This window comes from Pseudomonas sp. JV241A (assembly GCF_900275665.1).
Lineage (GTDB): Bacteria > Pseudomonadota > Gammaproteobacteria > Pseudomonadales > Pseudomonadaceae > Aquipseudomonas > Aquipseudomonas wadenswilerensis.
Genome location: NZ_OPYO01000025.1, coordinates 168,377 through 182,471 on the forward strand (window position 1 = coordinate 168,377; position 14,095 = coordinate 182,471).

13 protein-coding genes are annotated in these 14,095 nt (G+C 60.9%); 1 reads left to right on the forward strand and 12 read right to left on the reverse strand.

Translation table 11 applies throughout. The features are described 5' to 3' along the window. Positions 1 to 79: 79 nt before the first annotated feature. From fliG to JV241A_RS16895, 12 genes are all read right to left on the reverse strand, one after another. On the reverse strand, positions 80 to 1,099 hold the full coding sequence (gene fliG, locus JV241A_RS16840; protein ID WP_045189054.1) for a flagellar motor switch protein FliG: 1,020 nt from the start codon (positions 1,097 to 1,099) through the stop codon (positions 80 to 82). Then, positions 1,092 to 2,873, reverse strand: a complete 1,782-nt coding sequence (gene fliF / locus JV241A_RS16845; RefSeq protein WP_134063592.1) for a flagellar basal-body MS-ring/collar protein FliF — start codon at positions 2,871 to 2,873, stop codon at positions 1,092 to 1,094. The genes fliG and fliF overlap by 8 nt, the downstream gene beginning before the upstream one ends. Positions 2,874 to 2,888: 15 nt before the next feature. After that, positions 2,889 to 3,215 carry a flagellar hook-basal body complex protein FliE gene (gene fliE / locus JV241A_RS16850; RefSeq protein WP_115088080.1) on the reverse strand — a complete coding sequence of 109 codons (327 nt, stop codon included), beginning with the start codon at positions 3,213 to 3,215 and terminating at the stop codon, positions 2,889 to 2,891. A 120-nt stretch (positions 3,216 to 3,335) separates the two neighbouring features. Beyond that, a complete protein-coding gene (locus JV241A_RS16855; RefSeq protein ID WP_115088081.1) occupies positions 3,336 to 4,712 on the reverse strand; it encodes a sigma-54 dependent transcriptional regulator in 1,377 nt (458 codons plus the stop codon). Beyond that, positions 4,712 to 5,923, reverse strand: coding sequence for an ATP-binding protein (locus tag JV241A_RS16860; protein WP_115088082.1), 1,212 nt, complete (start codon positions 5,921 to 5,923; stop codon positions 4,712 to 4,714). The genes JV241A_RS16855 and JV241A_RS16860 overlap by 1 nt, the downstream gene beginning before the upstream one ends. A gap of 204 nt (positions 5,924 to 6,127) precedes the next feature. Beyond that, positions 6,128 to 7,603 (reverse strand): transcriptional regulator FleQ, encoded by a 1,476-nt coding sequence (gene fleQ / locus JV241A_RS16865; protein WP_115088083.1) that lies wholly within the window; start codon positions 7,601 to 7,603, stop codon positions 6,128 to 6,130. A 171-nt stretch (positions 7,604 to 7,774) separates the two neighbouring features. After that, positions 7,775 to 8,071, reverse strand: coding sequence for a flagellar protein FliT (locus JV241A_RS16870; RefSeq protein ID WP_134063594.1), 297 nt, complete (start codon positions 8,069 to 8,071; stop codon positions 7,775 to 7,777). A gap of 9 nt (positions 8,072 to 8,080) precedes the next feature. Next, entirely contained in the window at positions 8,081 to 8,476 is a 396-nt protein-coding gene (fliS, locus tag JV241A_RS16875) for a flagellar export chaperone FliS (protein ID WP_134063596.1), read from the reverse strand. A 133-nt stretch (positions 8,477 to 8,609) separates the two neighbouring features. Beyond that, on the reverse strand, positions 8,610 to 10,004 hold the full coding sequence (gene fliD, locus JV241A_RS16880; RefSeq protein WP_134063598.1) for a flagellar filament capping protein FliD: 1,395 nt from the start codon (positions 10,002 to 10,004) through the stop codon (positions 8,610 to 8,612). A 71-nt stretch (positions 10,005 to 10,075) separates the two neighbouring features. Next, on the reverse strand, positions 10,076 to 10,432 hold the full coding sequence (locus tag JV241A_RS16885; protein WP_134063600.1) for a flagellar protein FlaG: 357 nt from the start codon (positions 10,430 to 10,432) through the stop codon (positions 10,076 to 10,078). Between the two features lie 72 nt (positions 10,433 to 10,504). Further along, positions 10,505 to 11,353 (reverse strand): flagellin domain-containing protein, encoded by an 849-nt coding sequence (locus tag JV241A_RS16890; protein WP_134063602.1) that lies wholly within the window; start codon positions 11,351 to 11,353, stop codon positions 10,505 to 10,507. Positions 11,354 to 11,609: 256 nt separating this feature from the next. Continuing rightward, positions 11,610 to 12,539: a ketoacyl-ACP synthase III gene (locus JV241A_RS16895; protein WP_134063604.1), complete on the reverse strand. Its 930-nt coding sequence runs from the start codon at positions 12,537 to 12,539 to the stop codon at positions 11,610 to 11,612. A 378-nt stretch (positions 12,540 to 12,917) separates the two neighbouring features. Between JV241A_RS16895 and JV241A_RS16900 the strand changes: the two genes are divergently transcribed. Then, complete coding sequence (locus tag JV241A_RS16900; protein WP_134063606.1) at positions 12,918 to 14,045, forward strand: DegT/DnrJ/EryC1/StrS family aminotransferase; 1,128 nt, start codon at positions 12,918 to 12,920, stop codon at positions 14,043 to 14,045. Positions 14,046 to 14,095 lie beyond the last annotated feature (50 nt).

Sequence of the window (14,095 nt, forward strand, 5' to 3'; positions counted from 1 at the left end):
CACGCACTCATAAAGCATCGCGGGGCAAGCCCGCTCCTACAGGACCTCTGTGGGAGCGGGCTTGCCCCGCGATAAGGTCTTAGATCATCTCTTCGCCGCCCTTGCCACCGAGGACGATTTCCCCGGCTTCGGCCATACGGCGGGCGATGGTGAGAATTTCCTTTTGCGCCGTCTCGACGTCGCTGACGCGCACCGGGCCCTTGGCTTCGAGGTCGTCGCGCAGCAGCTCGGAAGCACGCTTGGACATGTTCTTGAAGATCTTCTCCTTGACCTTCTCGTCGGCGCCCTTGAGCGACACCACCAGCACGTCGGAAGAGACTTCGCGCAGCAGCGCCTGGATACCGCGGTCGTCGACGTCGGCCAGGTTGTTGAAGACGAACATCAGGTCTTCGATCTGCTCGGAGAGGTCGCCGTCGATGTCGCGGATCGCGTCCATCAGCTGGCCTTCGACGGAGCTATCGAGGAAGTTCATGATGTCCGCAGCCCGCTTGATGCCACCCAGGGTGGTGCGCGCGGCATTGGAGTTGCCCGAGAACTGCTTCTCGAGGATCTGGTTCAGTTCCTTGAGTGCGGCCGGTTGTACGGTGTTGAGCGACGAGACGCGCAGGATGATGTCCAGGCGCACCTTGTGGTCGAAGTTGCCCAGTACTTCACCGGCCTGGTCCGGGTCCAGGTAAGCCACGACGATGGCCTGGATCTGCGGGTGCTCGTAGCGGATGACGTCGGCCACCGCGCGCGGCTCCATCCACTTGAGGCTGTCCAGGCCGCTGGTGTTGCCACCGAGCAGGATGCGGTCGATCAGGCCGTTGGCCTTGTCCTCGCCCAGGGCCTGGGTAAGCATCTTGCGGATATAGCCGTCGGAGCCGACACCCAGGCTGGTCTGGTCGCCGACGATCTCGACGAACTCGCTCATCACCTGCTCGACCTGCTCGCGATGGACGTTGCCCATCTGCGCCATGGCCACGCCGACCCGCTGCACTTCCTTGGGCCCCATGTGCCGCAGTACCTGCGCGGCATCGGTTTCACCCAGTGACAGCAGCAAGATCGCTGCCTTGTCGACACGGGTCAGTTTGGCGGTAAGGGCTCGGTTATCACTCATCGGCGTTGATCCACTCTTTCACGACCTGGGCCACACGACCCGGGTCTTCGGCCACCAGGCTCTTGATTGCATTGAGCTGTGCGTCATAACCCTCGCTCGGGCTTGGCAGCAGAATGCTTTGCGGACCACCCAGGCTGACGCGGTCGTTGGCCAGTTCGCCATCCAGACCAAGCATGCCGCCCAGTTCCATGTCGCCATCGGCACCGGCGCCTTGCTTGCCATTGCCGGTGATGTTGTTGAGGACCGGACGCAGCACGCCGAACACCAGGACCAGGATGAACAGCACGCCCATGACCTGCTTGATGATGTCCCAGAACCACGGCTGCGAGTAGAACGGTATTTCGGTGATCACTTCACCACGGTCGGCGGCGAACGGCACGTTGATCACACTGACGCTGTCGCCACGGCTGGCATCGAAGCCCACCGCGTCCTGCACCAGACGGGTAAAGCGCGCCAGGTCTTCGGCGGCCCATGGCGTGCGGGCGGCATCGCCGGTGGCCGGGTCGACCTTGAGCTGGTCATCGACCACGACCGCCACCGACAGGCGGGTCAGACGACCTTGCTGCTGACGGGTATGGCTGATGGAGCGGTCCAGTTCGAAGTTCTTGGTCGATTGCTGACGCTTGTCGGCCGGGTACGGGGCAAGCATCGGCTGGCCGGTGGCCGGATCCATGATCTGCTGACCGTTGGCGTCGAGCAGCGGCTGGCCGGGCTGAATGGCGCTGGCAGCGGTTTGCGTGCCACCGGTGGTCTGCGGCGCCGAGGCCGGGCTGGGCGGCTGGTTGCTCAGGGCACCTGGCACGCCTTGCGGGCCCATGCTGCTGGAGCGTTGTTCGTTGACCGACTGCTCGCTGCGCAGCGCTGGCTGGTCCGGATTGAACTGCTCGGAGGTCGACTCAACGGCACTGAAGTCCAGGTCTGCGGAGACTTCAGCCTTGTAGCGGTCGTTGCCCAGTACCGGTTGGAGGATGTTGTGCACACGCTGGGTGAGCAGGCCTTCCATACGGCGGCTGTAGTCGAACTGCTTGCCGGCCATGGTCAGCTCGGAGTTCTCGACCTGGTCGGAGAGCAGGTTGCCCTTCTGGTCGACCACGGTGACCTGGGACTTGTTCAGTTCCGGCACGCTGGTCGCCACCAGGTTGACGATGGCCATCACCTGACCGGCTTCCAGGGCGCGGCCCGGGTACAGCTCGACCAGCACCGAAGCACTTGGCTTGCGCTCGTCACGGACGAACACCGAGCTCTTCGGGATCGCCAGGTGCACCCGGGCACCCTTGACGTTGTTGAGGCTGGAGATGGTCCGCGCCAGCTCACCTTCCAGGCCACGACGGTAACGAGTGGCTTCCATGAACTGGCTGGTGCCCAGGCCCTGCTCCTTGTCGAGGATCTCGAAACCGACATTGCCATCGCTCGGTGCCACGCCGGCGGCTGCCAGCTTCAGGCGGGCACGGGAAATATCGTCGGCCTTGACCAGCAAGGCGCCGGAATTGGGTTCGACGTTGTAGGGGATGTCGGCAGCGGCCAGGGTCTCCATGACCTGCTTGGTGTCCATGCCGGCCAGGCTGCCATACAGCGGCCGGTAGTCCGGTTGCTGCGACCACAGCACCACGGCAAAGCCGATGGCTACGCTCGCGGCCAGACCGACCAGCAGGCCGACCTGACGCAGCATGGGCATCTGCGAGATGTTTTCCAGGAACGACATGCCGAACAACGGCGGCTTGGGCGCTGCCCCGCTGCTTTTCGCGGGCACGTTATCGACGACTGCTTCGGCCATGACTCAATCTCGCCCTTATACCGGCATCTGCATGATGTCTTGATAGGCCTGCACCAGCTTGTTGCGCACCTGGGACAAGGCCTGGAACGACACAGTGGCTTTCTGCGAAGCGATCATCACGTCGGTGAGGTCAACGCCGCTTTTACCAATCTCGAAAGCGTTGGCCAGCTGCGAGGAAGCCTGCTGGGTGTCGCTGACCTTGTTGATGGCCTGCCCCAGCATGTCGGCAAAATTGCTCGAACCGAGCTCAGGCGCAGCGGCAGCCTTCGGCATCGACATGGCGTCCATTTGCATGGCCCGCATGTCCAACATCAATCGATTAAATTCAACACCTTGGCTCATGGACTTCTCTCTCCGACGGCCCGCATTTTTTTGACACTCACGCAGCGGATAGGCAGGACATAGCAACAAGAGTGCCAGCTCTGCCCGCGACCCGAACAAAAACTCTAATTCAACACCCTGTCAGCTCGCGTACAGGCTAGCCTCGACGTCCATACCGGCATCGCGCATCTGCGCCAGCTTGTAACGCAGGGTGCGTGGGCTGATACCCAGGCGCTCGGCGGCTTCCTTGCGGCGGCCGCGTTCGGCACGCAGAGTGTCGATGATCATCTGGAATTCATGGCGGCGCATGTCATCACCCAGCCCGCCTGCGGCCTCGGCCTCGATCGGCGCAACCGCGGCGACCGGCGCTGCGGCGAATACCGGCAAGGCACCGGCAAGACAGAAATCCGCCGCTTCGATCACCCCGCCCTGCTGCAGGATCAAGGCGCGCTGGATGGCGTTGTCCAGCTCGCGCACGTTGCCCGGCCAGGCGTAACCCTGCAGACAGGCCTGAGCCTCAGGCGACAGGCGAACGGGGGCGTGCTTCATTTTATTGACGTGGCGCGCCAGCAAGCGTTCGGCCAGCGGCAGAATATCGGCGCTGCGTTCGCGCAGCGGCGCCCATGCCAGCGGGAACACCGACAGGCGATAGAACAGGTCTTCACGGAACCGCCCCGCCGCCACTTCACCGGCCAGGTCACGGTTGGTGGTGGCAACCACGCGAATGTCCAGGGCAATCGGCTTGCGCCCACCGACCCGCTCCACTTCACGTTCCTGCAGCACCCGCAGCAGCTTGGCCTGCAGACCCAGGGGCATTTCGGAAATCTCGTCGAGCAGCAAGGTGCCGCCATCGGCCTGCTCGAACTTGCCGGCCTGGGCAGCAATGGCCCCCGTAAACGAGCCCTTCTCGTGACCGAACAGCGTGGCCTCGAGCATGTTGTCCGGGATCGCCGCACAGTTGATCGCCACGAACGGCTGCTCGGCGCGCAGCGACTGCTGGTGAATGTAGCGCGCCAGCACCTCTTTGCCGGTGCCGGACTCGCCCGAGATCAGCACGGTCGAATCGCTTCGCGCCACCCGCGCAGCCAACTCCAGCAACTGCGCACTGGCAGGCTCGCGCGCCACCGGCCCCTCGCCTTCGCCAGCGCCGGCCACACCCAGGGCGTGACGCGCCACCAGTTCGAGCAGGGCCTTGGGCTCAAATGGCTTGACCAGGTAATCGGCCGCGCCCTGGCGCATGGCCTCGACCGCACGCTCGACGGCGGCATGCGCGGTCATCAGCAACACCGGCAGCTGCGGCTGGCGCGCGCGCAGCAGGGTCAGCAACTGATGGCCGTCCATACCCGGCATGTTCACATCGCTGACCACCAGGCTGAACGCCTCGCCAGCGACCACTTCCAGTGCTTCTTCGGCCGAACCCACGGCCTGATAGGCAAAGCCGCCCAGCTCCAGGGTATCGGCCAGTGCCTGCCTCAGGGCGCGGTCATCTTCGACCAGCAGCACCTTGATTGCTTTCATTACTCTGTCTCCGCCTGCTGCGCACCGATCAGCGGCAGGCTGATCCGTGCACAGGTGCCACGACCGGGTCGCGAACGTAATTGCAAACTGCCCTGGTGGGCCCTGGCCACCGCCTTGACCACCGCCAGGCCCAAGCCGGTACCGGTGGCCTTGGTGGTCAGGAACGGCTCGCCCAGGCGCGCCAGCAAGGCACTGTCGATACCGGTGCCGGCATCGCTGATGCACAGGTGCAGGACCTGCTCGCGCCGGTACAGGTGAACCTTGAGCCGCGCCGGCTCGCCACTGGCCTGCAGGGCGTTTTCGATCAGGTTGAGCATGGCGCCGACCAGGGTGTCGCGGTTGCACAGCAACTCGCCCAGGTGACTGTCGCACTGCCAGCGCACCGCATGCCCCTGGACATGAGTCTGCGCGGCCTGCTGCAGTGCCTGGAACAGGGCCTTGGGCGTCAGCCGGTCAGTCAGCGGCAACTCGCCGCGAGCAAACACCAGCATGTCGCGCACCTGATGCTCCAGCTCGTGCAGGCGCTCCTTGAGGTTGCTGGCAAAGCGTTGCTGGGTTTCTACCGGCAGGCTCTGCTCGGCCAGGTGACTGGCATAGAGCATGGCCGCCGACAAGGGCGTGCGAATCTGGTGGGCCAGGGAGGCAACCATGCGCCCCAGCGAGGACAAGCGCTCGTGGCGGGCCAGCTGGTCCTGCAGGTGACGGGTTTCGGTCAGGTCATTAAGCAGTACCAACTGCCCGGGCTCGGCATCCAGCGAGCGCGTGGCAATCGACAGGCGCCGGCCATCACGCAGCGACACCTCGTGGCCGTCATCCTCGCGCGGAGCGAAGCTGCGAGCGATCACCTCACGCCACAGCTCACCCTCCAACGGCTCGCCAAGCAGGTCGCAGGCAGCGGGATTGGCCTCACGCACGCGGCCCTGGCCATCGATGACAATGACCCCGCCGGGCAACAGGTCAAGCAGGTTCTGCAGACGGTTGGCCAGGCGCTCCTTCTCGGCCAGCTCGGCCATGCGCTGGGCACTGACCACCGCCAGCTCGCCCTTGAGCTCGGTGACCCGGGCTTCGAGCAGGCTGTAGGACTCACTGAGCTGGGTGGACACCTGATCGAACATGGCAAAAGCCTGTTCAAGACCAAGGCGGCTTTCCTGCTCGGCGGCGTTTGGCCCCTTCGGCTCAGGGACACAGGAGATGGTAGCGACCTGGGGCATCGTGCTCTCTCGCGTGACTGACCGTCATAAAACGGTGTGGAGCCTGCGATATAGCAATAGCCGTGCCGGATAGTTTCGGAAGGACGCTTACTGGAGCTGCAGAGAACTGGCAAAGGCCGCCAGGACGGGCGTTACAGCCCTTTGAAAGATAGGGTTATTCGCCATGATGGGCCCATTGCGCTGCCCATCATGGCGACACAGGCGTCAATCCTCCGCCTGTTCATCCCCTTCGCGCCGGCTCATGCCGTACTTGCGCATCTTCTCCACCAGGGTGGTGCGGCGGATGCGCAGGCGCTCGGCGGCGCGAGCGACGATACCGTTGGCGTCATCCAGCGCCTGCTGGATCAACCCTTGCTCCAGACCACCGAGGTAGTCCTTGAGGTCGAGGCCTTCGGGCGGCAGCATGGCGTGGTTGGCGAAGTTCGGCGTATGGCCATTGATCGCCACGCGCTCTTCGAGGTCCGAGCGCAGGCTGTCGACCAGTTGCTCGTCTTCGTCATCGACGTAGCGGAATTTCTTCGGCAGCTCGGAAACGCCGATCACCCCATAGGGATGCATGATCGCCATGCGCTCGACCAGGTTGGCCAGCTCGCGGACGTTACCCGGCCAGCCGTGACGGCACAGCGACATGATCGCGGCCGAGTTGAAGCGGATCGAACCGCGCTTCTCGTGCTCCATGCGCGAGATCAGCTCGTTCATCAGCAGCGGGATGTCCTCGACGCGCTCGCGCAGCGGGGCCATCTCGATGGGGAATACATTGAGGCGGTAGTACAGGTCTTCGCGGAAAGTACCCACCTCGATCATGCTTTCGAGGTTCTTGTGGGTCGCGGCGATGATGCGCACATCGATGCTCTGGGTCTTGTTGCTGCCGACCCGCTCGAAGGTGCGCTCCTGCAGCACGCGCAGCAGCTTGACCTGCATCGGCAACGGCATGTCGCCGATTTCGTCGAGGAACAGGGTACCGCCATTGGCCAGCTCGAAACGCCCGGCGCGGCTGGTAATGGCCCCGGTAAAGGCGCCCTTCTCATGACCGAACAGTTCGCTTTCAAGCAGCTCGGCCGGAATGGCCCCGCAATTGACCGGCACAAACGGCGCTTCACGGCGCTTGGAGTGGTAGTGCAGGTTACGCGCCACCACTTCCTTGCCAGTGCCCGATTCGCCGAGGATCAGCACGCTGGCGTCGGTGTCGGCCACCTGCTGCATCATCTGCCGCACGTGCTGGATGGCGCGGCTGGTGCCGACCAGGCTGCGGAACAGGTTGGGTTCGCGCTGGCGTCCACGCTCGCGGGCCTGGTCGTACATCTCGCGATAGACCTGGGCACGGTGCAGCGAATCGAGCAACTTGCTGTAGCTCGGCGGCATCTCGAGGTTGGAGAGCACGCGACGGCGCAGGTCGTCCGGCAGCTCGGCAGAAGAAATTTCGCCCAAAAGCAGAACCGGAAGGAACTCATCCCACCCAGCCACTGTCTTAAGCAAGCCCATCAGACTTGCCGGAGCATTCACGGTCCCGATCAGGACACAGAGTACTTCACGACTGGATGACAACGACTCGACAACCTGCTGCCAGTCATGGCTCGAGCAGGGCAGATTTTCTTCGCCAAGAAAATTCAACACCACCGCCAGATCACGGCGGCGAGCGCTATCGTCATCGATCAGGAGAATTTTGGTTTCACGCCACATGCAATAACAACTTCCCTAGTCATCTCGGCGCCCTTGTAAGGGCAAGCTCGACATCATTCCGACTGAACGGTCAGTGTTCGGACGTCTGAAATTAGAAAACAGCCACTAGTTAAGTCAAAAAACCGTACATAGTCAAATTTATGGCGCACTGCTTTTTGGTTTTGCCCAGTTTCAGCTGAACAAATGGTATACCTTTGCCGCGTTTTTCGCTTGCCGGATCTGCGACATCTCATCGACTATTGTTTGACGCTCGCCACTTGCAACCTCAATTAATTCCCTGTAGACGCCCAGAAGCTCCTCGAGCTTGCTGCGCAGTGTCGCCTCGTCGACCGACGCTTCGGCCAGCACATCGTCCACGCACAGGCGGCAACTGACGTCGAGCTCGCTGATCGCCTCCCAGTCACGACTGGCCAGGGCACCCAGCAATGCCTCGCGGGTTTGTTCGATACGTTCGAGCACGACACTCATCACAGCCTCCTAGAGTTCGGCGGGTTGATCGCCGATCGCGTCCCAGCCTTCCTTGACGGTAATCAACAGCCGGGCCACCTCGTTGAGGATCTCCGGGTCATTCTGCACATTCGCCTCGACCAGGCGCTTGCTCATGTAGGCGTAGAGGTTATCCAGCTCGGCCAGCGAGTCGGCATGGTTTTCCAGGTCAAGACCTTCCCGCAAGCCACCCACAATACCGATCGCCTTGCCGATCAGGACGCCTTTCTGAGCGATATCGTTACGCGCCATTGCCCCTTTGGCCTGGGCAATGCGATCAAGACCACCCTGCATCAACATCTGCACCAGACGATGCGGGCTGGCCACAGAGGTCTGGGCCACGCCGTTGACTTTCTGATACTGCCGAAGGGCCAACATCGGATTCATGCTCTACCTCGTCACCGCAAAAAAGGTTTCATATACCGCCTGTATCGCCTGCGCGTCAAAAAACTTTAGTGCGCCCACCAAAAAGCCCGGAGTCCCCCTAAGGGTACTGCCGGGCTTCTGGCACATCGGTCGATCAGGAGTTCTTCTGCTGCGCCTCGATCGAGGCGAACATCGAGGCGATGTTCTTACGCTGGGCTTCGAGCTTGCCGACCAGGGTATCCATGGCCACGTAGCGCTTGGTCAGCGACTCGGTCAGTGACTTGATACGCCGATCCAGGGCCAGTTGCTGGTTGCCCAGGTCACTTTGCAGCTTGTCCAGGCCCTGCTTGCGCGAATCAAGAATACCACCGGTTACCAGGTAAGGATCGATGGCCTTGTTCATGCGCTCGAACACACCATTGGTGCCGGTGAACAACTCCTGCACCTCAGGGCCGAGCTTCTTATCCTTCAAGGCGCTGTCGAACTTGGTCGAACTGAACTCGAGGGTACCGTCTTTGGCAGTGTTGATACCCAACTGCCCCAGAGTGGTCAGACGATTCCCCGAACCCACGGTGGCCAGCTGCGTGCGCAGGTCGCTGAGCAGTGCGCGAGTGGTCGCATCACCGGTCAGCGGGCCCAGCACGGGCTTGCCATCCTCGTCCTTGCTGACGGCAGTGAGCTTGGCCGCGGTCTTGACCAAGGTGTTATAGGCATCGACGAAGGACTGAACGGAGGTCTTCAGACCTTCCTTGTTCTCACCCACGGTGACGGTAATGGTATCACCCGAGGCCTTGAGCAGGTCCAGGCTCAAACCACTGATAGCCTTGTCGACAGTGTTGGTCTTGCTGGTGACCTCCAGGCCATCGACCGTCATCAGTGCATCCTGGGCCAGGTTATCGATGTAACCCGCACCCGCGCCGACCATCTTGTCGGTACCGTTGATCTTCAGCTCGGCGATGCCGTCCACTGAAATATCGGTACCCTTGCCAGTCGTGGTCGAACCAAACACCAGGCGCGAGCCATCCTTGCCGTTGACGATGTTGGCAGTGATGCCTTTATCAGACAGCGAGCTGTTGATCGAATCGCGTACCGTCTGCAGCGTGGCACCCGGGCCGACCTTGACGGTATACGCCTTGCCATCCTGGGTAATTGTCAGGTCGCCTTCAGGGATCGGGGTATCAGCACCGGTTACGAACGCCTGGCTGGCAACCTTGGACGAGCTGGCAAGATTGGTGACCTTGATCTGGTAGCTACCCGGAACGGCAGTATTGTTCGAGGTGGCCTTGATCGAGGTATCGCTGCTCGATGTGGCGCTGAAAGCATTGAAAGCCGGCGCTTTGGGATCATTGAGCTTTTTCATCGCCGCCTGGTATTCAGCCAGCGCGCTCTTGAGCGAGGCAACCCCGGAAAGCATGGCCGTGTTGTTGGCGGTCTGGCGCTTGATCTGGTTCGCCTTGGGGTCGGTATCGGCCTTGACGAGCACATCAACGATCTTGTTGATGTCTACCCCGGAACCCAGACCGATACTCGGTAAAATTGAACTCGCCATTGCTACTCCCTCATGGTTACGCGCCGCCCCAGCCTTGCCAGACTAGCGAACTTGCGGCTCAGCTGCCAGCTTCAGGCCTTGGCATTGAACAGCAGGCTGTTTACATCGCTCAGACTGTGAGCGATCTTCAACGCCTCTTCCGAAGGAAGCTGGCGGATCAACTCACCGGTCTCGCTGGCGATGACTTTAACGACAATTCTGCCGGATTCTTCATCCGTGGAAAATTCAAGATTACGGCGCGAGGAAGCGAGAAACTTCTCGATATCCTTGACTGCGCTCTTCACCTTCTCAGCTTCGGACACACCACTTTCGGTGGCTTCCTTCGCCGGCTTGACGTCTTCTACGGGCTTGACCGCAGGACGCTCAGCGGTCTGTTCGACCGGCTTCACCGTCGGATAGGACAGGTTCAGCTTTACGCTCATATCCATGTCTACCACCTCTCAATGAAAAAGGCGGAGGAGTGCAACAGGTGCACTCCCCCGCCGACAGCTGTCGAGCGATTAGCCCAGCAGTTTCAGTACGGCGGAAGGCAGTTGGTTAGCCTGGGCCAGTACCGAAGTCGAAGCTTGCTGCAGAGTCTGTTGCTTGGTCATCTGAGCGGTTTCAGCAGCGAAGTCGGTATCTTGTACGCGACCACGAGCAGCTTCGGCGTTTTCGTTGATGTTTTGCAGGTTGTTGATGGTGCTGGTCATACGGTTTTGCACAGCACCCAGGTCGGCACGCTTGGTACCGATGGTGTCCAGTGCAGAAGCGATTGCAGCCATTGCCGAGGAGAAGTTGGCTTCAGCAGTGGCGCTGTCGCTACCGGCGATGGTGATTGCAGCGGTGATACCCAGGTCGCTGGCCAGGAACTTGCCACTCAGGTCCAGCTTGATCTGGTTTTCAGTACCAGTGTTGGAACCGACCTGGAAGGTCATGACGCTAGCCGAACCGTCCAGCAGGTTCTTGCCGTTCAGCTGGGTGGACTGAGCGATACGGGTCAGTTCGGCAGCCATCTGCCCGAACTCTTTGTTCAGCGAGTCACGGTTAGTCGAGTCGTTGGAGTCGTTTCGCGATTGCAGAGCCAGTTCGCGCATACGCTGCAGAATGTTGGTCTGCTCTTGCATCGCGCCTTCAGCGGTCTGGGCGATCGAGATACCGTCGTTGGCGTTTTTGATTGCCATGGTCTGACCGCGGATTTGCGAGGTCATACGGGTAGCGATCTGCAGGCCGGCGGCGTCGTCTTTGGCGCTGTTGATTTTCAGGCCGGAGGACAGACGGCTCATCGAGGTGCTCAGAGCGTCGGAAGCGCGGTTCAGGTTCTTCTGAACGCCCAGGGAGGTAGTGTTGGTGTTAACGGTTAATGCCATGACGAATTCCTCGTGTTTGGGATACTGCGGCTTCCGGCCCTGGCATCCGCCGGGTGTGGCCTAGAGAACCTTCGTAATAGTTATCGTCGTCTGGCGCGGTTGCTTTAGGGCTTTTTAGAATTTTTTTAATGGCACCCTGCCACCCCAATGAAATCAAGGGTTTGACGCCAGAAAAACCACTTTCACACCAACGGCAGGCATAAAAAAAGCGCCACCGGTGCAACCGGCAGCGCTTTTTAAACGGCAAGGCTCTATCTCAATCCTTGCGTTCGATGATCGCCGACCCCCAGGACAGGCCAACACCAAAACCACTGAGGGCGACGCGCTTGTGCTGAGAACCGAGCACGTGTTTTTCCAGCAGCAGCGGAATGCTCGACGACACGGTATTACCGGTCTCGACCATGTCCTTGACGAACTTGTCCGGGTCATCCTCGAAGCGCCGGGCGACTGCATCGACAATCGCCGCACTGCCCTGATGGATGCAGAACAGATCGATATCCGCCGGTGCCAACTGGCTTTCGCCCAACAGCTCGTGCAGGTGCGCCGGCACCTTGAGCAAGGCAAAGTTGAAGACCTGACGACCGTTCATGAAGAACACCCCGTCACTGACCTTCAGGTGCGCAGCGCCGCCACCGTCGGTACCGAACTTGGCCTTGCCCAATTGCCAGTGGGCGCCCTCGCCCATCCAGGTGACGGTAGCGGCATCACCGAACAGCATGGTGGTGTTGCGATCTTCCGGGTCGACGATCTTCGAGTAGGGGTCAGCGGTGATCAGCAGGCCGTTTTTCAGCCCCGCCGCTTCCATGAAGCCTTTCATGGCATACAGGCCATAGACATAGCCCGAGCAGCCCAGGGAAATATCGAAGGCCGCCACATGGGTCGGCAGGCCCAGTTTGTCCTGAACGATGGCCGCAGTATGCGGCAACCCTTCTTCATCACCATTCTGGGTAACGACAATCAGGGCATCGACGGACGCTGGCGACAGGCTCGGGTTGGCCGCGAACAGAGCCTTGACTGCCTCCACACACAGGTCGGAGGTTTCCTGACCTGCGTCTTTACGCGGCAAGAAGGTCGAGCCGATCTTGCCGAGAATGAATTCTTGGTCCTTGGCGAACTTCGCACCCTGGGCGTAGTTGTCCACGCCCTCGACGGGTACGTAACTCGCAATGCTTTTGATGCCAATCATTGTGGCTTCCCGATATTAATGCGGATTTTCACGGGCACTGGAACCTGGTAACCAAGGGCTTGCGAGCCTGCGCGCACCCCGCCCTCCAGTACCGCCCGGCGACTCAATAGATTAAAGATGCACGTTTCGACTGCCAAGTCACTGTTGCACACTCATTACACAAAACCGGCGACGGATTGCCAGTCCGTATCGCGGCAAAGTGGCCACTACAGAGCCACCACCGCACAATTGGCCAGTTTTTTGCTGAAGCCATTCTCAGTCAAAGGCCAACTGTCGGTTTCATGGCGCCCTGCGCCCTTTATCCACCGGCCTCATTAATACAGCAGGCCGCCAGCACGGCGGGTTGCCATTTTTCAGTCATTCCCGAGCAACGCTCCCATGGCCAAACCCATTACTGTAACCAGCCCGCTGCTACCGCCCCTGGAAGAATTCATCCCTTACCTGGAGAAAATCTGGGACAGTAAATTCCTGACCAACTGCGGCCCATACCACCAGCAGCTGGAAAAAGAACTGGCCGAATACCTGGGGGTCAAGCACATTTCGCTGTTCAGCAACGGCACCCTGGCCCTGGTGACTGCGCTGCAGGCCCTGCGCATTACCGGCGAAGTCATCACCACGCCCTACTCATTCGTAGCCACCGCCCACTCGTTGCTGTGGAACAACCTCAAGCCGGTGTTCGTCGACATCGACCCGCGCACCAACAACCTCGACCCGCAGCGCATCATCGAGGCCATCACGCCAGCGACCACGGCGATCCTGCCGGTGCACTGCTATGGAATACCCTGCGATGTCGAAGGCATCCAGCAGGTTGCCGACACTTATGGCCTTAAGGTCATCTACGATGCCGCCCATGCCTTCGGCGTACGCCAGAACGGCACCAGCATCCTCAACCATGGCGACCTTTCGATCCTCAGTTTCCACGCCACCAAAGTGTTCAACACCATTGAAGGCGGGGCCATCATCTGTCAGGACGAAAAGCTCAAACGCCGCATCGACTACCTGAAGAACTTCGGCTTTGCCGATGAAGTCACCGTCATGGCACCCGGCATCAATGGCAAGATGAACGAGCTGCAAGCGGCCTTCGGGGTGTTGCAATTGCGCCATATCGAAGATGCCATTGACCGTCGCCGCCAGGTTTACCAACGCTATCGCAGCGCACTCGAGGGCGTGGATGGCATCAGCCTGTTGCAGGCACCCGATGACCTGCAATGGAACTACGCCTACTGCCCTATCCTGGTCGATGGCGAACGGTTCGGTAGCAGTCGCGACGCCCTCTACGAGCGTTACCGTGCCGAAGACATCCTCGTACGCCGGTACTTCTACCCGTTGATCTGCGAATTTCCCATGTACCGGAACCTGCCCAGCGCCGACACCGGCAAGCTGGGAGAAGCCCTGAAGATTTCCCGCCAGGTGCTGTGCCTGCCGATCCACCCGGAGCTGGATGACCAGACCCAGACGCGCATCATCGATGTGCTGCTGTCAGCCCGGGCGACACCCAATCAATAAAGGATGCGCGAGCTCGTATCGCGCACTCACCACCGGCCAAAACCTCGCTG